The 16,773-nt window shown below is 72.3% G+C and carries 18 protein-coding genes and 1 pseudogene; 11 read left to right on the top strand and 8 right to left on the bottom strand.

Annotated elements, in window-relative coordinates:
• Positions 1-252 precede the first annotated feature (252 nt).
• Both AB0M83_RS46015 and AB0M83_RS46010 read right to left on the bottom strand, forming a co-directional pair.
• Positions 253-594, bottom strand: coding sequence for a hypothetical protein (locus AB0M83_RS46015; RefSeq protein ID WP_364528264.1), 342 nt, complete (start codon positions 592-594; stop codon positions 253-255).
• A 133-nt stretch (positions 595-727) separates the two neighbouring features.
• A complete protein-coding gene (locus AB0M83_RS46010) occupies positions 728-1,741 on the bottom strand; it encodes a DNA topoisomerase IB (protein WP_364528261.1) in 1,014 nt (337 codons plus the stop codon).
• A gap of 94 nt (positions 1,742-1,835) precedes the next feature.
• On the opposite strand from AB0M83_RS46010, the gene AB0M83_RS46005 reads away from it, so the two are divergent.
• Positions 1,836-2,630, top strand: coding sequence for an SDR family NAD(P)-dependent oxidoreductase (locus AB0M83_RS46005; protein ID WP_364528258.1), 795 nt, complete (start codon positions 1,836-1,838; stop codon positions 2,628-2,630).
• Positions 2,627-3,148 (top strand): DUF1360 domain-containing protein, encoded by a 522-nt coding sequence (locus AB0M83_RS46000; RefSeq protein WP_364528255.1) that lies wholly within the window; start codon positions 2,627-2,629, stop codon positions 3,146-3,148. Before AB0M83_RS46005 ends, AB0M83_RS46000 begins: the two co-directional genes overlap by 4 nt.
• On the opposite strand, the pseudogene AB0M83_RS45995 reads toward AB0M83_RS46000, so the two are convergent.
• Positions 3,145-3,774 (bottom strand): annotated as a pseudogene (locus AB0M83_RS45995) (endonuclease/exonuclease/phosphatase family protein); the annotation flags it as partial. The gene AB0M83_RS46000 and the pseudogene AB0M83_RS45995 overlap by 4 nt on opposite strands.
• A 66-nt stretch (positions 3,775-3,840) precedes the next feature.
• Positions 3,841-5,343, bottom strand: a complete 1,503-nt coding sequence (locus AB0M83_RS45990) for an FAD-dependent oxidoreductase (RefSeq protein ID WP_364528252.1) — start codon at positions 5,341-5,343, stop codon at positions 3,841-3,843.
• Between the two features lie 85 nt (positions 5,344-5,428).
• Between AB0M83_RS45990 and AB0M83_RS45985 the strand changes: the two genes are divergently transcribed.
• From AB0M83_RS45985 to AB0M83_RS45970, 4 genes are all read left to right on the top strand, one after another.
• Positions 5,429-6,703, top strand: coding sequence for an ATP-grasp domain-containing protein (locus AB0M83_RS45985; RefSeq protein ID WP_364528249.1), 1,275 nt, complete (start codon positions 5,429-5,431; stop codon positions 6,701-6,703).
• 79 nt (positions 6,704-6,782) lie between these two features.
• Positions 6,783-7,790 carry a chemotaxis protein CheB gene (locus AB0M83_RS45980; protein ID WP_364528246.1) on the top strand — a complete coding sequence of 336 codons (1,008 nt, stop codon included), beginning with the start codon at positions 6,783-6,785 and terminating at the stop codon, positions 7,788-7,790.
• Positions 7,787-8,551, top strand: a complete 765-nt coding sequence (locus AB0M83_RS45975) for an ATP-binding protein (RefSeq protein ID WP_364528243.1) — start codon at positions 7,787-7,789, stop codon at positions 8,549-8,551. The genes AB0M83_RS45980 and AB0M83_RS45975 overlap by 4 nt, the downstream gene beginning before the upstream one ends.
• A 10-nt stretch (positions 8,552-8,561) precedes the next feature.
• A complete protein-coding gene (locus AB0M83_RS45970; protein ID WP_364528240.1) occupies positions 8,562-10,439 on the top strand; it encodes a CheR family methyltransferase in 1,878 nt (625 codons plus the stop codon).
• A 92-nt stretch (positions 10,440-10,531) separates the two neighbouring features.
• Here AB0M83_RS45970 and AB0M83_RS45965 read toward each other — a convergent pair whose 3' ends face one another.
• On the bottom strand, positions 10,532-10,696 hold the full coding sequence (locus AB0M83_RS45965; RefSeq protein ID WP_364528237.1) for a hypothetical protein: 165 nt from the start codon (positions 10,694-10,696) through the stop codon (positions 10,532-10,534).
• Positions 10,697-10,850: 154 nt separating this feature from the next.
• On the opposite strand from AB0M83_RS45965, the gene AB0M83_RS45960 reads away from it, so the two are divergent.
• Positions 10,851-11,570 (top strand): methyltransferase, encoded by a 720-nt coding sequence (locus AB0M83_RS45960; protein ID WP_364528234.1) that lies wholly within the window; start codon positions 10,851-10,853, stop codon positions 11,568-11,570.
• The gene (locus tag AB0M83_RS45955; RefSeq protein ID WP_364528231.1) at positions 11,557-11,769 is read left to right on the top strand and encodes a CDGSH iron-sulfur domain-containing protein; all 213 of its coding nucleotides are present in this window, start codon (positions 11,557-11,559) and stop codon (positions 11,767-11,769) included. The genes AB0M83_RS45960 and AB0M83_RS45955 overlap by 14 nt, the downstream gene beginning before the upstream one ends.
• Here AB0M83_RS45955 and AB0M83_RS45950 read toward each other — a convergent pair.
• On the bottom strand, positions 11,751-12,752 hold the full coding sequence (locus AB0M83_RS45950) for an iron-containing redox enzyme family protein (RefSeq protein WP_364528228.1): 1,002 nt from the start codon (positions 12,750-12,752) through the stop codon (positions 11,751-11,753). The two genes, AB0M83_RS45955 and AB0M83_RS45950, sit on opposite strands and share 19 nt — an antisense overlap.
• A gap of 9 nt (positions 12,753-12,761) precedes the next feature.
• The gene (locus AB0M83_RS45945; RefSeq protein ID WP_364528225.1) at positions 12,762-13,892 is read right to left on the bottom strand and encodes a glutamate--cysteine ligase; all 1,131 of its coding nucleotides are present in this window, start codon (positions 13,890-13,892) and stop codon (positions 12,762-12,764) included.
• A 109-nt stretch (positions 13,893-14,001) separates the two neighbouring features.
• On the opposite strand from AB0M83_RS45945, the gene AB0M83_RS45940 reads away from it, so the two are divergent.
• Complete coding sequence (locus AB0M83_RS45940; RefSeq protein ID WP_364528222.1) at positions 14,002-14,388, top strand: STAS domain-containing protein; 387 nt, start codon at positions 14,002-14,004, stop codon at positions 14,386-14,388.
• A gap of 184 nt (positions 14,389-14,572) precedes the next feature.
• Here AB0M83_RS45940 and AB0M83_RS45935 read toward each other — a convergent pair whose 3' ends face one another.
• Entirely contained in the window at positions 14,573-15,661 is a 1,089-nt protein-coding gene (locus tag AB0M83_RS45935; protein ID WP_364528219.1) for a glutamate--cysteine ligase, read from the bottom strand.
• Between the two features lie 94 nt (positions 15,662-15,755).
• On the opposite strand from AB0M83_RS45935, the gene AB0M83_RS45930 reads away from it, so the two are divergent.
• Positions 15,756-16,112, top strand: a complete 357-nt coding sequence (locus AB0M83_RS45930) for a hypothetical protein (RefSeq protein WP_364528216.1) — start codon at positions 15,756-15,758, stop codon at positions 16,110-16,112.
• Positions 16,113-16,120: 8 nt separating this feature from the next.
• On the top strand, positions 16,121-16,600 hold the full coding sequence (locus tag AB0M83_RS45925) for a hemerythrin domain-containing protein (protein ID WP_364528213.1): 480 nt from the start codon (positions 16,121-16,123) through the stop codon (positions 16,598-16,600).
• The last annotated feature ends 173 nt before the right edge of the window (positions 16,601-16,773 follow it).

Here is a 16,773-nt window from a genome sequence, read left to right as displayed (position 1 = left end):
CCGCGTCCAGCGCGGTGAACGACTCGTTCATGACATCCGGGTTGGCTGGGGCTCCTGACGTGCGCCCGGCTTGAGCGGCGACTCGTAGCGCAGTGAAGAACCCTTTCACCGCCTCCGGCGCGGTGAAAGGGCCGTTCATGACGTTCGGGATGGTTGCGCGGCTGACGTGCGCCGGGCTCGTGCGGCGGTCCCTCGCGGGGTGACGACTCTTTCATCACCTTCTCAGTCGCCCTGCGGAAGCCGGGCAGCGAGTCAGCGCTCGTCGCTCTCAGCCGCACACCGGCGCCACTGCACCCGGTCCCCGGCCCGGTCGGCGTGCCACACGGTCGTCGCCTCGGACTCCCACGTCGGGAGAAGCCGGTCCGTCACCACGCGCCCACGGGCCACCCGGCCGAACAGTTCCACCCCGTCGGCGCGCCGGGCCGCCGGGATCCACGCCGGGAACCTCGTCCCGGGCAGTTTCCGCTCGATCCACGCCCGGGCCGAGCCCTCGCTCCCGTGGTCGGACTCGACGATGCTCGACACCGGCCCGTCGCCGCCGACCGCGAGGCCGATCGACGCGCGCCAGCGCACGGGGGAAGCATCGGAGTTCACCGGTCCCAGGTTCCCGGACGAACGGGTCCGCGGGCCAGTACACGGACGGGTGGATCGACGCTCACTCACCGTGTCTCCTGTCCCTCGACAACCATGAACCACCAGCTGATTTCCCCGATAAGGTGACCTTCAATCACGCGCGGCTGAGCAGGCGCGCGCACGCCTTCTCCAGGACCGCCCGCGCGTCGTCCCCGTCGGCGCGTGCGGCCCGCTTCAGCGCCGGCGCGATCGTGCGCTCCGCGCGGTAGGCCTCGACCAGGCGCGGATCCACATAGGACGAACGGCACACCGCCGGGGTGTTGCCGAGCGCCTGCGAAACCTCCTTCATCACGCGCGCCTCCGCGCGCTTGCGAGCGGTCTCCGACGAAGGCGGGTCCGCGGTGGCGAACGCGGTCGCCGCCAGCACCGTCGCGTTCCACGTGCGCAGGTCCTTCGCCGTGCAGTCCTCGCCGGCCAGCTCCTTGAACCGCTCGTTGATGTCGGCCGCGTGCACCTCGTGCCAGGTGTCGCCCTCGCGGTAGACCAGCAGCCGGTCGCTGCCCGAATCACTGCGCAGCAGGGCCTTCACGACCTTCGCCAGCTCCGCGTCCCGGATCGCCACCTCGCGGTCGAGACCGCCCTTGGCGACGTAGCAGAACCGGCACTCGTCCCCGCGGACGGCGACGTGCTCCCGCAGCAGCGTCGCGGCGCCGTGGGTGCCGTTCTCCTCGGCGTACTCCTCGCCGCCGGTCCGGAAGATCCCGCGGTCGAGCATCCGCAGCGCCGCCGCGAGGACCCGCTTCCGGGTGAGGCCGCGCCCGGTCAGGTCGGCCTCGACCTCGGCGCGCCACGTCGGCAGCCGGCGCGCCATCGCCAGCACGCGGTCGTGCTTCTCCTCGTCGCGGTCCCGGCGCCACTGCTCGTGGTAGAGGTACTGGCGCCGCCCCGCGTCGTCGGTCCCCACGGCCTGGACGTGCCCGTTCGGGTACGGGCAGATCCACACGTTCCGCCACGCCGGCGGGATGACCAGGTCCTTGATCCGGCCGAGCACCTCCGGGTCGGTGACGGGCTCGCCGTCGGGCGTGGTGTAGGAGAACCCGCGGCCGCGGCGGATCCTCCGGATGCCGGGTCCCTGCAGGTCACTGCGCCGCAGTCTGGTGCGTCCCATCGCCGCGAAATACCCGCGCCACGGGCCGGGAAACCATGATTGCCGAGGGCCGCGACGGGTATGCGGGGCAGAAATCACCGAAAGGGAGCCACGCATGACCACCGCCACCAAGCCACTGGCCGTCGTCACCGGCGCGTCCAGCGGCATCGGGCTCGAACTGGCGAAGCAGTTCGCCCGGCACGACTTCGACCTCGTGCTCGCCGCCGAGGACGACGAGCTGACCGCGGCCGCCGACCAGGTCCGCGCGTGCGGGGCCCGGGTCGACGCGGTCCGGACCGACCTCGCCGCCCCGGAGGGGGTCGAGGAGCTCGTCCGGCAGCTCGACGGCCGCCCGGTCGAAGCGCTGGCCGTCAACGCCGGCGTCGGCATCAACGGCGAGTTCGCCGGCGACACCCTGCTCGAGGACCAGCTGACCGTCGTCGACCTCAACGTGCGCTCGGCCGTGCACCTGACCAAGCGGGTCGTCCCCGGCATGGTCGGCCGGGGCCACGGCCGGGTGCTGTTCACCTCGTCGATCGCCGGCACGTCGCCGGCGCCCTACCAGGCGGTCTACGCGGCGTCCAAGGCGTTCCTGACGTCGTTCTCCGAAGGACTGCGCGGCGAGGTGAAGGACAAGGGGGTGACGGTGACGGCGATGCTGCCCGGCCCCGTGGACACCGAGTTCTTCGAGCGCGCCGACATGGAGGACACGAAGCTCGCCGCCGGCGACAAGGACTCCGCGGCCGAGATCGCCGAAGCCGGGTACGAAGCGCTGATGGCCGGCGAGGACAAGGTCGTGCCGGGCGCGGCGAAGAACAAGTTCCAGTCGGCGGCCGCGCGGGTGCTGCCGGACAAGGCGAAGGCGAAGCAGCAGGGCAAGATGATGAAGCCCGGATCGGCGGAAGCGTGAGCGTGGTCAAGGACATCACGACGAAGGCGAAGCAGGTGCAGCGTGACTACGCCGGCGACGCCGACCGGCCGCTGGCCGGGTACGTCGGCGCCATGGGTGCGTACGGGGCCTTCGTCGGCGGGCTGACGGCGCTCGGGCGCGTCCTCGGTGCCCGGCTGCCGCGCCGCGTCGGTGTGGGTGACACGGCCCTGCTGGGCGCGGCGACGTTCAAGGCCAGCCGGATGCTGGCCAAGGCGGCGATCACCAGCCCGCTGCGGGCGCCGTTCACCCGCTTCGAGGAGGCCGCGGGGGAGGACGAGCTCAACGAGTCCGTCCCCGGCAAGGGGCACGCCGAGCACGCGCTGGGCGAGCTGCTGTCCTGCCCGTTCTGCCTCGACGTCTGGATCGGCACCGGGCTGGCCGCGGGCCTGGTCATGGCTCCGAAGCCGACCCGCCTGGCGGCCACGGTGCTCACGGTCGTGGGCGCGGCGGACGTCCTGCACCTGCTGTACGACGCGGGCAAGAAGCTCGCGTCCTAGCCCGGCCAGGTGCCCGGCGGGTGCGGCGGGACGGTCAGCTCGGCGAACAGGCCGTAGTGGTCGCTCGCCTGGACGCCGTCGATCGCGTCGACCAGCACCCGCCGGCACCCGGCGACGGCCGGCGGCGGTCCCCAGTGGCCGCCGCGGACCAGCACGTAGTCGATCCGGCGGCCGGTCTCCAGCGGCATGTCCCCGGCGCGGGCCAGCGCGTTCGCCGGGGTGAAGGTGTGCCCGGGCTCGTCGGGGTACCGGCTCGCCCACGCGTCGGTGTAGCAGGCGCTCGTGCCGTTGAGCGCCTGCTTGCCGGTCAGGAACCGGATGCTGGCCGAGTCCGGCGTCGCGTCCAGGTCGCCGAGCAGCACCACGTGCTCTTCGGGGCGCGGCACCGGCTCTTCGACGAACCGGGCCGCCCGCAGTGCCTGCGTTTCACGCTCGGCTTCGTAGCCGTAGGGCCAGCTCGGCTTGTGGTGGACCATCCACAGTGGACCCCACGGCGGCGGTGCCAGCACCTGCGCCACGACCGTGGCGCACCAAGCCGGCCGGATCGCCCGGCCGGTGGGCCGCTGGTCGATCTCGTGGGTCTCGCCGAACGGCCACCGGCTCGCCAGGGTCACTCCCACGCCGCCATCGGCGCCGGAGCGCGACGACGTGCCAGCCGCCCAGCACGTTCATCGTGAGGACGCGCAGACGGCTCATGCGGGTCCGCGGCGCAGCGGGCGGACCGCCGGGCCTTGGACGACCTCGCCGTCGACGCCGAATCGGGAGCCGTGGCAGGGGCAGTCCCAGGTCTTTTCCGCGTCGTTGAACGAAACCAGGCAGCCGAGGTGCGTGCAGTGCGCGCCGACGGTGTGCAGCTTCCCGGCTTCGTCACGGTGCGCGGCGACGAGCTCCCCGCCGACGCGGACGACCGCCGCGTCGCCGGGCCGGAGGTCGTCCAGCTTCTCCGACCGCCACAGCGCGGCGACGTGGTCGCCGATCAGGTACCGCGCGACCGTGAGGTTGTCCTCGGCCACGCCGAGCACCGAACGGGCGTCGAAGCGGTTGGGGTCGAACAGGTCCGCGGCCGGGTGCGGCTCGCCGAGGACGCGCGCCGCGAGGATGTGCCCGGCCGCGGTGCCGCCGGTCATGCCCCACTGGCCGAACCCGGTGGCCACCCAGAGGTTCTTCGTCCCCGGCAGGTACCGGCCGACGTAGGGCATGCTGTCCGGAGTGGACATGTCGTGGGCGGACCAGCGGTGGGTCACCCGGTGCAGGCCGGCGTGCTCGTCCGCCCAGTCCGCGAGCCGCCGGTACCGGCGCTCCACGTTCACGTGCGCCCCGACGCGGTAGTGCTCGCCGCCGGCGATCACCATCGGGGTGCCCGCTTGCTCGTACCCGCGCACGGAGTGGTGCGTGTCGGCGTCGAGGTACATGCCCTCCGGCGGTGCGTTCCCCGCCGCCGGCCCCGCGACGACGAGGTCCCGGACCGGGTCGAGCCGCGCGAAGTACAGGCCGCGGTCCAGCACGGGGTAGTGGGTAGCGACGACGACCTCCTGCGCCACGACGTCGCCGCGAGAGGTGCGGACGGTCTGCCCGTTCAGCGCGGTCGCGCGCGCGTGCTCGACGATCGTGCCGCCGGCACGCTCGATCTCGTCGGCGAGGCCCAGCAGCCACCGGCGCGGGTGGAAGTGCGCTTGCCCGGCGGTCCGGACGGCGCCGAGCGCGGGGACGTCGAGCGCGACGTCGTCGACGAACGACGCCGCGAGGCCCGCCGCGGCGGCGGCGTCCGCCTCCCGCTTCAGCGAGTCGACGGTCTTCTCTTGCGTCGTGTAGACGAAGCTGTCCGCGCGGGTGAAGCCGCAGTCGATTGCCAATTCGGCCGCCGTGGCGGCGATCCACTCGAGGGCGGCCGACTGCGTCTCGGCGTAGGTCTTGGCCGCCCCGGCGCCGTGCCGGGACGTCAGTTCGGCGTACTTCGCCCCGTGCTGGGCGCTGACCTTCGCCGTCGTGTGGCCGGACACCCCGGCGGCGACCCGCTCGGCCTCCAGCACGACGACCGAGCGGCCGGCGCGGGCGAGCAGGAGCGCGGTGGTGAGCCCGGCGATGCCCGCGCCGAGCACCGCGATGTCGGCCTCCGCGGGCACCGGGACTCCGGTGCGGTCCGGCGCGGGCGCGGTGTCGACCCAGAGGGAAAGCGGTTCGGGCAGCGCTGTCATGGCGGCGGGATTCCCGCTCCAGCGCCGGGCAAACGGGCCGTCTGGGCCGTTTCGGCGGTTCGGCGGGCCGGGTAGGCCTTCCGGTATGAGTACCAACATTTTCGTGGTCGGCTTGGACGAGGAGAACCAGCGCGTACTGGAGCGCCTGCCGTGGTCGGAGTCCTACCGGTTCCACGGCCTGCTGAGCCCGGAGGAACTGCAGCACGGCGAGATCGATTTCGAGGCGCTGCTGAAGACCGCGCAGCACCAGCTCGACGCGTTCGACGGCGACGTCGGCGCGATCGTGACCTACTGGGACTTCCCGGCGGCGACGCTCGTCCCGATCCTGTGCGCCCGGTACGGCCTCCCCAGCCTGTCGCTGGAGGCGGTGCTGAAGTGCGAGCACAAGTACTGGAGCCGGCTCGAGCAGCGGCACGTGGTCGACGAGCTGCCGAACTTCGGCATCGTCGATCTCGACGACGAGCGGCCGGTGCCGCCGGAGGGCGTCGGCTTCCCGATGTGGCTCAAGCCGGTCAAGTCGTTCTCCTCCGAGCTCGCGTTCAAGGCCCGCGACGAGGCCGAGTTCGCCGACGCGGTCGCCGAGATCCGCGCCGGTGTCGGCCGGGTGGGGGAGCCGTTCGGCTACGTCCTCGACCAGGTGCAGCTGCCGCCGGAGATCGCCCGCGTCGGCGGTGCGGCGTGCCTGGCCGAGGAGGCCCTGCACGGCGTCCAGGCGGCCGTGGAGGGCTACGTCTACCACGGCGAGGTCGTCGTCTACGGCGCCCTGGACTCGATCAACTACCCGGACAGCTCGTCGTTCCTGCGCCACCAGTACCCGTCCCAGCTGGACGAGGAACCCGTCCGGCGGATGCGCGAGGTGGCCGAGCGGGTGATGAAGCGGATCGGGTACGACAACGGCACCTTCAGCATCGAGTTCTTCTGCGACCCCGAGTCGGGCCAGGTCGCCCTGCTGGAGATCAACCCGCGGCACTCGCAGTCGCACGCGGAGCTGTTCGAGTTCGTCGACGGGGTCGCCAACCACGAGATCATGGTGCGTCTCGGTCTGGGCCAGGACCCCGGCCGCCGGCCGCACAAGGGCGAGTACCAGATTGCCGGCAAGTGGTACCTGCGCCGCTTCGAAGACGGCGTCGTGACACGGGTGCCGACCCCGGAAGAGATCGCGGAGATCCAGGACCGGATCGACGGCGTGCAGATCGAGATCGTGCCGGAGGCCGGGCAGCGGCTTTCCGAGCTGCCGGAACAGGACAGCTACAGCTTCGAGCTGGCGCAGCTGTTCGTGGCGGCGCACACCGAGCACGAGATGGCGGAGAAGTACCAGGCGTGCGTCGACGCGCTGCCGTTCGAGTTCGACGAAGGGTGACAAGCACGTTTCGGTGAGCGCCCACGGGCTACCCGGGAGGGTGATGCGACTACCGTGACCGGGTGAGGAGGTGGTCGCCGTGCCCGTCCAGCGTGACGTCGTGGTGGTCGGCGCGTCCGCGGGCGGGGTGGAGGCGCTCCGCCGGCTGGCCGCGGTCCTGCCTGCCGACTTCCCGGCGGCGATCCTGGTCGTCATGCACCTGGCACCCGGGGCGACGAGCGCGTTGCCGCAGATCCTCGACCGGGCCGGCGCGCTCCCGGCGGTCGTGGCGACGCACGGCCGGCCGCTGGCCGCGGGCGTGATCCACGTCGCCCCGCCGGACCGGCACCTGCTCATCGACGACCGGGTGCAGTTCCTCAGCCACGGCCCGACCGAAAGCGGGCACCGCCCGGCGATCAACGCCACCTTCCGCTCCGCCGCCGTCGCGGCGGGACCGGCGGCGATCGGGGTCGTGCTCTCCGGTGCCCTCGACGACGGCGCGCTCGGGCTCCGCGCGATCGTCGAACGAGGTGGCGTCGCGATGGTGCAGGACCCGGAGGAGGCGCTGTACCCGGGCATGCCCGAAAGCGCGCTGGCGGGCACTGCGACCGAGCACGTGTACCCGGTCGAAGTGCTCGGCAAGGTGCTGGACAAGCTGGTCCGCACCCCCGGTTCGAGCGCCGGGGTGCCGCCGCCCTCGGCCGCCCTTCTCCTGGAAGACCGGATCGCCCGGGACGGCGTCCGGCTCGACGCCGTCGTCCCGGGCGACGTGAACCCGCCGTCCGGGCACACGTGCCCCGACTGCGGCGGCACGCTCGTCGAGGTCGGCCGGCAGGACGGGCACTACCGCTGCCGCATCGGGCACGCGTGGTCGGCCGAGGCCCTGCTCCGGGCGCACGACCTCGAGTTCGAGCGCGCGTTGTGGACGGCGCTGCGCTCTCTCGACGAGAAGGCGGCGCTGGCCCGGCGGATGCAGCAGAACGCCGCCGGCCGGTCCGGGCTGGCGACCGGGCGGTACGAGAGCACCGTGCGCGAGTGCGCCACGGCCGCCGAGACGCTGCGGCGGTTCCTGCTCACGCAGGACCCTGAAACCGGATCGAAACCATGACCGGCGACAGCGCGGGAGTACTCCTGGTCCCGGAGGTCCGGGCCGGGTCGACGGTGGTGACCGTGACCGGGCGGCTCGACCTCACGAGCTATCCCGACCTGCGCGACGGCCTGCTCAAGATCGCCACCGACGCCCCGGAGAGCGTGATCGCCGACATCAGTGGGCTGACGATCGGCGAGGACAAGCTGGCGGGCGTCTTCTCGACGGTCGCCATGCGGATCAGCGACTGGCCCGGCGTCCCGTTCGCGCTCGTCTCGGCCCGGCCGGAGCACATCGCGGTGCTGAGGAGCCAAGCGATCGACCGCTTCGTGGCGGTCCACGCCGATGTCGGCACGGCCGAGCAGGAGCGGGACCACCCGCTGCGGCGCCGGGCGGTGCAGCTGCTGATGCCGTCGTCCGGAGCGTCGGCACTGGCGCGGCAGTTCGTGACCCGCGTCTGCGCCGAGTGGGGGGTGCCGGAAAACACCGAGGACGCGCTGCTCGTTGCGACGGAGCTGGTCGAGAACACGATCCGGCACACCTTCTCCGCCCCTCGGCTCCGGCTGGAACTGCGGCGGGGCGTCTTCACCGTCGCCGTCGCCGACGACGATCCGCGGCCGGCGGTGCTGCACGAGCGGGTCCACAGCTCCGAAGCGGGCCTCGGGCTGCAGATGGTCGTGCAGATCGCCCGGGTCTGGGGGTGCAGCAGGTCCTGGGCCGGCGGCAAGGTCGTGTGGGCGGTGCTGGCCCGGCGCGGCCGGTCGCGGGTGGGAAGCAGGTAGCGTGTCCCCGGTGACGGAGCCCCGGCTGGAGGCCGACGACGAGTTCGAGTCCGTGCTCGTGTACCTCAAGGAATCGCGCGGCTTCGACTTCACCGGCTACAAGCGGACCAGCCTGATGCGGCGGGTGCAGCGGCGGATGAGCCAGGTCGGCGCCGAGAGCTACGCGGACTACATCGACCAGCTGCAGGTGAACGCCGACGAGTTCGTCGCCCTGTTCAACACCATCCTGATCAACGTCACCGGGTTCTTCCGCGACCCGGAAGCCTGGGAGTACCTCCGGGAGCACGTGATCCCCGCCCTGCTGGCCGAACGCAGCCCCGAAGAGCCGATCCGCGTGTGGAGCGCGGGGTGCGCGGCGGGCCAGGAGGCCTACAGCATCGCCATCGCCCTCGCCGACGCGATCGGGGTCGACGCCTTCCGCCAGCGGGTCAAGATCTACGCCACCGACGTCGACGAAGAGGCCCTCGTCCAGGCTCGGCACGCGGCGTACACCCCGGACGAACTCGAAGGCGTACCCGAAACCCAGCTCACGGAGTACTTCGAGCAGCAGGGCAGCCGGTACACCTTCCGCAAGGACCTCCGCCGCTCGGTCATCTTCGGCCGCAACGACCTCGTGCAGGACGCCCCGATCTCACGGATCGACCTGCTGGTGTGCCGCAACACGCTGATGTACTTCAACGCCGACACGCAGACGAAGATCCTCGAGCGGCTCCACTTCGCGCTGGCGCCCCGTGGTGTGATGTTCCTGGGCAAGGCGGAGATGCTGCTCAGCCACACCCGGCTCTTCGAGCCGCTCGACCTCAAGCAGCGGGTCTTCCGCAAGAGCGGCGCCGCCCAGGTCGGCTACCAGCGCTTCACCGCCAACGGCAACCAGGCGCGGCGCTCGGCCGACGTCTCGAGCGTCGGCCAACTGCGGGAGCACGCGTTCGCGACCAGCCCCGTCGCCCAGATCGTGGTGACCGGCGAAGAGGTCGTCGCGCTGGTCAACCAGCAGGCCGAGATCCTGTTCGGACTGTCCGAACGGGATGTCGGGCGGAAGCTGTGGGACCTCGACGTCTCCTACCGCCCGGTCACGCTCCGGCCCTACGTCGAGCAGGCCCGGCTGGAACGCCGGTCGCTGCGGATCAAGGACGTCGAGTGGCGCCGGACCGGTGACGTCGTGTGGTACGAGGTGCACGTGAACCCGTTGCTGGGCAAGGACAAGAGCCTGCTCGGCGTGTCGGTGGTGTTCCACGACGTGAGCTGGGCGCGGTCGTTGCTCACCGAGCTCGAGTACACGAACGGCCGGCTCAAGTCGGCCTACGAGGAACTGCAGTCGACCAACGAGGAGCTGGAGACCACGAACGAGGAGCTCCAGTCCACAGTGGAGGAATTGGAGACGACCAACGAAGAGCTCCAGTCCACCAACGAAGAGCTCGAAACGACGAACGAAGAACTGCACTCCACCAACGACGAGCTGCAGACGATCAACGACGCGCTGCGGGACCGCGGCCTCGAGCTCGACGAGCTGAACGACTTCCTGGAGTCAGTGCTGACCGCGGTCCAGGCCGGGATCGTGGTGATCGACTCCGAAATGCGGATCAAGGCCTGGAACCGCGGTGCGGAAAACCTCTGGGGTGTCCGCCGCGAGGAGGCGGAGGGCACCCACCTGCTCAACCTGGACATCGGCCTGCCGATCGCCGAGCTGCGCCCGGTGCTCCGCGAAGCGCTGGCCGATGCCGGGTTCCGGGCCGAGCAAACCCTGGACGCCGTCAACCGCCGGGGGCGCACCGTCGTGGTGCGGTTGCTGTGCAGTGCCCTGCAGAACCGCGAGGGCCGCAGCGTGGGCGCGTTGCTGATGATGGAGGAGATCGGTCCGGTGGCCGAGGAGGCCGCGCCGGCGTCCTGAGCCGCGGCGCCACCCGGGCCGGTCCTGATGGGGCGCTCGGGACGCACCCACGCCCCATCGGACCACCCGATCGTGCGGTGCCCGAGGCGTGGTCAGCCCGACTGCGGGTCGCTGTCGTCGTGCTGGTCGCCGCTCGACGTGCCTTGTTCGCCGCGGAGCGTTTCGCGCTGTGCTTCCGGCGTGTTTCCGTGCGGGTCGTCGCCGCGGGCGCCTTCGGCCGGGTCGGTGGGGTGCTGAGTGCGGTCCTGGGACGTCATCGCTGTGCCTTCCTCCGGGGTCCTTGCGGCCCGAATACCCCGCTGGAGCCCGTTCAACCGGCGGCGTTTGCGGCGATCTTCGCCGGGTAGCCCGGGGCGACGCGGTTGTCCGCCGGCGAGTGCGCCGGGCCGCGGCGAGGTGAAGGAGACCGAGATGACCACGTCGGCGGAACCCGTCCGCCCGGGCCCCTTGGCCGCCCGGCCCGTCGTCCTCCGGCCCGTGCCGGCCGCCCCGCGGCTGCTGCGGCTCCCGGGCGTCTACCGCCCCCAGGAAGACACCGCCCTGCTCGCCGAGGCGATCGGCGACCTCGAGATGCCGCCCGGCGCGCGAGCCCTCGATCTGTGCACGGGCACCGGCGCGCAGGCGCTGACCCTGGCCCGCCGCGGCGCGGAAACCGTGCTGGCGCTGGACCTTTCGCGCCGCGCACTCGCGTCGGTCCGCCTCAACGCCTTGACCCGGCGGCTCCGGGTCCGCACCCGCCGGGGCGACCTGACGACCGCGCTGGCGGAGGGCCCGTTCGACGTCGTCGTCGCCAACCCGCCCTACGTGCCGTCCCCGGCTCCGACGGTCCGCGGCACCCGTGGCTGGGACGCGGGGCCGGACGGCCGCGCGGTCCTCGATCCGCTCTGCGCCCGCGCGGGCACGCTGCTGCGCCCCGGTGGCACGCTGCTGCTCGTCCAATCCGCACTGTCCGATGTGGATCGCTCGCTGGAGATGCTGGCGGAACAGGGCCTCCGGGCTTCGGTGGACCGCCGCGCCCGCATCCCGTTCGGCCCGGTCCTCTCCGGACGGACGGAGTTCCTGGAGGCCGCCGGCCTGATCGAGCCGGGGCAGCGGATGGAGGAGCTGGTGGTGCTGCGTGCCGGCCGCTGAGCGGCCCCGCCGCGTCACCGTCGTCCCGGGCGGGCCGGTCCTCGTCGAAGGGCCGGTCGAGCTGTGCACGCCCGAGGGCGAGGTCGTGCGGTCCGACCGGTTCGTGGTCGCGGTGTGCGCGTGCCGCCGGAGCAAGCGGTTCCCCCTCTGCGACACGAGCCACCGCAAGCGGGTGCGGACTCAGCCCGGCAACGGCTGACGCAGCGACGATTCACCCGCGCGCCAGTGTTCCAGCAGCCGCGCGCCGAACCGGCCTTCCAGGAACTCCGTCGCCTGGATCCCGAACACCACGTCGGCGGCCAGCTCGGGCTCCTGCTCGAGCAGGCCGCCGAGCACGTCGTGGCGCAGCACCTGTTCGTGGACCGCGTCCGCCTCGATGTGCTCGGTGAAGAAGAACCGGCACGCCTCGGGCGCGTTCAGCCGGCGCAGCGCCTGGTCCATGCGTGTCGCGGACGGCGCCGTGGTGATCTCCGCCGCCGCGAAGTGGCCGCACAGCGCGCCCCGCAGCGACCGGTGCAGGCCGAACATCGACATCATGTTGACCACGGCGAACATCGGGCCCGGCACGTGGTCGGCCAGCTCCAGGTACCCGTCCGGCAGCCCCGCCGCGCGCAGCAGGTCCGCGTACAGCCGGGAGTGCGCGAGCTCCGCGCGGCCGCCGCCGAACTCGTCGAACTCCACCGCCACCAGCGCCGCCTTGGCGCGGCCGCGCAGCCGGGGGATCACCCACGCGTGCGGGTCGGCCTCCTTGTGGTGGTAGACCGAGCGATGCGCGAAGTACTCCCGCATGTGGTCCCACTCGCCGTGGTCGCGCAGGAAGTGCGACACCCCCTCGGCGTCGAGCGGTTCGACGAGCAGTGCGTCGAGCTCCGCTTGGAGGTCGTCCCCGCCCGGCACGTTTTCGCGCAGCGCGGCCAGGAAACGCGCCTCCAGCGCGCCGCGCAGGCGCAGCAGCTCCGGGTCCCACTCCCAGTCGGCCGACACTCCCGGCAGGCCCTGGTAGTGCAGTTCGTAGCACAGGTGCAGGGCCAGCTGGAGGTCGTCGCCGAGCGGGTCGGCGTCCGCCAGGCCGGCGAAACCGAGGTCGGCTCGCGGCTGTTCCCGCAGCAGCGTCCCCAGCACGGACTCCGACAGCGGTCCGCGCGGCGCCGGCAGCGTGGTGGCGGTGGTGAAGGTCGTCATGGCCGGGGACTACCCGGTGAGCCGCGTTCCATGCCCGGCGGGCACGGTCCGCGCGGTGAGCCACCGCACCGCGGCCGCCGTCCCGCGCCCGGCGACCGCGCGCTGCTGCGCCGATCCGGTCCCGTCCGCCCGCAACGCCGCGACGAGCGCCTGGACCTCGGCCAGGTCACCGTTCTCCTCGAGCGCCGTGCGGACGTGCTCCAGCAGGGCTTCCACCAGTGTCCACGCCGGACGGCGCGTCTCGTCGAGAGCGTCGACGAGCGAGCCGGTCAGCCCGTGGCGCGCCGCGGTCCACACCGCCGCCGCGGCCACCTGCGGGGACAGCGGCGCGGCTTCCCGCCCGCGGGCGAGGTCGTCCAGCGCCCGCCGCACCAGGGCCCGGCTCAGGAGGGCCTGCAGCACGGCGTGGTCGACGGTCAGCGCGGTGTCGGCGACGCGGAACTCGACGGTGGGGAACCGGCCGGACGGGCGGGCGAGCCAGAACGTCTGGTCCGGGTCGACGAGCGCGCCGCACTCGACGAGCGTGCCGACCGCCCGGCGGTACGCGGCGTGGTCCGGCAGGTGCGGCGCGACGCCGGAACCGGGGAAGCGGGACTGCTGGACCATCCGCCAGCTGTGGTAGCCGGTGTCGCGCCCGTGGTCGAACGGCGAGTTGGCCGAGAGGGCGAGCAGGGTGGGCAGCCAGTGGCCGAGGTGGTTGACGACCCCGACCGCGGTGTCCGGGTCGGCGACCCCGACGTGGACGTGGCAGCCGCAGGCTTCGTAGTCGGCGACCACCGCGCCGTAGGCGGCGTCGATCTCGGCGTAGCGGCCGGTGGCCGCGGGCGGCTCGACCGCGCCGGGCCCGAGCGGCGTGCCCGTGGCCAGCAGCGCGCAGTCCTCGGCCGCGGCGGCCCCGGCCAGCACCCGGCGGGCCGCCGTCAGCTGGTCACGCAGCTCGCCGGCGGTGGTGCAGACGCCGCTGGCGGCCTCGATCTGCGTGAGCCGCAGTTCGCGGTGGATCTTGGCGCCGTCGGGCAGCGGCCCGTGGTGGCGGTACCGCGCCAGCACCTGCTCCGCGCACGCCGACGCGTGCCCCGTACGCGGGTTGACGAGCAGGAACTCCTCTTCGACGCCCATCGTGGGCGGGCCGTCGGACATGGGCGGGCTCCTTTCGCGGATTCGCCGCCGGGTACCCGCTCCACCGGCGGAAATGCACTCGGACCGGGCGCTGTTTGACCTTCGGCGCGCAAGGGGTACTTCTTCGGGCATGACAACCGATTCCCGGCTGGGAGAGGCCCGGACGGCTTCTCCGGCCCAGAGCCTGCCCTCGCCGCGCGCGCCCGCCGACCTGCACAGCGAGGTCCGGTGGAAGAGCGCCGACGCGATCGTCGTCGAGGTGACGGGCGAAATCGACGCGTGCAGCGCACCTGAGCTGGAGGCCACGCTGGCCGGGCACATGAGCGCCCGTCCCGCGGTGCTGCGGGTCGACCTCGGCGAGGTCGGGTTCCTCGGTGCCGCCGGTCTCCGAGTGCTGCTGGAGGCCCGCCGGGACGCCGAAGCCGCGAATGTCCACCTCGTCGTCGACCCCGGCCGCTCCCACGCCGCGGTGCGCGCGCTCCAGTTGCTCGAGCAGCTCCCCGGGACCGCGTTCTAGCCGTGCGTCGCCTGTGTCCGACCGCGGGAGCGGCCGGCACCGACCCGCTCGCCGAAGGCAGCCCTCCCTGCGCCCATGCAGTGAATGACCCATTCACCTCGTCCGGCGCCGTGAATGACTCATTCATGGCGTCGGAACCCACCGCCCGAACCCGCAACCGGCACCAAACCTCCGGCGCGCGGCACTAGCCGCGTTCGGTCAGCAGGTCCACGACGGCTTCCGCCCGGCCCTTTTCCGCGAAGGCACGGCGTTGCCGGTCGGCCCCGCCGCCCTCGGCGACCAGCCGGGCGGTCCCTTCGCGGGCGAAGTCCAGGTCGCCCGCCGCTTTCAGCGCGGGAGCGGTCAGTTCGATCAGGTCGTCGAGCACCGTTTTCGCCGGCTGCAGGTCACCGGTCCGCGGATGCGGGCAGGAGCCCGTCACCCCTTCCTTCGATGCTCGCCACAGCCGGCCGCGCAGCACCTCGTTCGACAGCTCCGGTGACCGCGCGCCGTCGGCCAGCGCGGTCGCGACGAGACCGCGCGCCAGCACCCCCAGCAGCACCGCGTCCGCCGGTTTCGCGGCGACGTCGGAGATGCGGAATTCGAGCGTGGGCTGCTTCTCCGACAGGCGGACGTCCCAGTAGATCATCCCGCGGTCCAGGATCGCGCCCGAGCGCAGCCAGCCGTCGACGATGCTTTCGTACTCGTCGAGCGAAGCGAACCGCGGCGGCGGGCCGGCCGAGGGCCACCGGCTCCACTGGTGGTAGCGCCAGCTGGCGTAGCCGGTGTCGTAGCCGTCGGCGATGGCGGAGTTCGCGGTGATCGTGAGCAGCGCGGGCAGCCACGGCCGGACGCTGTTGAGGACCCGGATCCCGCTTTCCTTGTCGGGGATCGCGACGTGCACGTGGCAGCCGCAGGTGAGCGACGTCCACGCGGTGGCGCCGAAGTGCTCGGCCATCCGCTGGTAGCGCGGGTTCGGCGTGATGCGCGGTGGTGACGATTCGGCCAGTGGCGGCGCGCCGGCCGGCAGCAGCCGGTAGCCGCGGGCACGGGCCGCCCGGTCGAGGTCTTCGCGCAGCCCGCTCAGCTGGCGCAGCGCCTCGGCGTGCGTGCTGCAGACGTCGGTGGCGGTTTCGGCCTGCGACAGGTTCAGCTCGTGTTGCAACTCGCCTTGCACGTCTGCGGCCGCCTCGGCGGCGTCGACGACGTCATCGCCGGCCTGCGAAAGGTGGCCACGCCGGTCGACGACGAAGAACTCCTCTTCGATGCCGAACGTCAACACGTCTGGGTTCACTCGTGCTCCTGGTCTCGGGGAGTCCGCTGAGTACCCGGACGGCGTAACGCGCAAACGGCGTTTTCCCCGGCGGCGAACGGGTATCCGAGCGGTCATGAACCCGAGTGCCGCCTCCTCGCCGTCGCTGCTGGCCGCCGACGCCGGGGCCACCGTGCGCCGGCTGTCCCGCTGCGTGGGCGAGGGCGAACTCGACTCGCCGGTCGAGATGTACCGGGTGCTCGGCGCCCTGCGGCTGCTGGCGGACGACCTGACCCACCTGTTGCCGGCCTTGCAGGGCCGGCTGGAGGAGGGCCTCCTGTCCGGCCGGGTGGCCGGCGGCGCCGTCGAGGCGACGTGGGACTCGGTGGGGGCCGTCGGCCGGGCGCTGGCGCACGCCCGCACCGTGGCTCTGCTGATGACGAAGGAACTGGAGAACTCCCAGGTCGCCCTGCGGGACCTGGCCACACCGTGAGGAAATCGATGTCGACCGACGCGATCGTGTTGCTCAAGAACGACCACAAGACCGTGGAGAAGCTGTTCAAGGAGTTCGAGAAGGCGGGGGAGGACGCTTACGACGAGAAGCGCCGGATCGCCGACTCGATCATCGAGGAGCTGACCGTCCACGCGTACATCGAGGAGGAGATCTTCTACCCGGCGGCGCGTGAGGCGGTGCCGGAGACGAAGGATCACGTCCTCGAGAGCGTGGAGGAGCACCACGTCGTGGTGTGGATGCTGTCCGAACTGCTCGACCTCGACCCCCACGAAGAGACGTTCGACGCGAAGGTCACGGTGCTGACCGAGAACGTCCGCCACCACGTGGAGGAGGAAGAGGACGAGTGGTTCCCGGAGGTCCGCTCGGCCATGGGGCGCAAGCGGCTTCAGGAACTGGGGCAGCGGATGATCGACGCCCGGTCGGACGCGCCGAAGAACCCCCTCGAACTGAAGAGCGCGAAGGCCTGAGGCACCGGCGGCGTTGCTCGTTTCCGGCACCGCAGCGCCGCCGGTCCCACTTGCACAACTCACGCAGCCGGACCTCGGTCACGCAGCCGAATTTCGCCGCAGTGAATGACTCATTCCTGGCATCCGACGCCAGGAATGAGTCATTCACTGCATCCGAGGTGACCCTTTCCGCG

The organism is Amycolatopsis sp. NPDC051106 (assembly GCF_040682775.1).
GTDB lineage: Bacteria > Actinomycetota > Actinomycetes > Mycobacteriales > Pseudonocardiaceae > Amycolatopsis.
The sequence above is the reverse complement of the archived record's forward strand: the minus strand, read 5'-3'. Positions and strand labels throughout refer to the sequence as shown.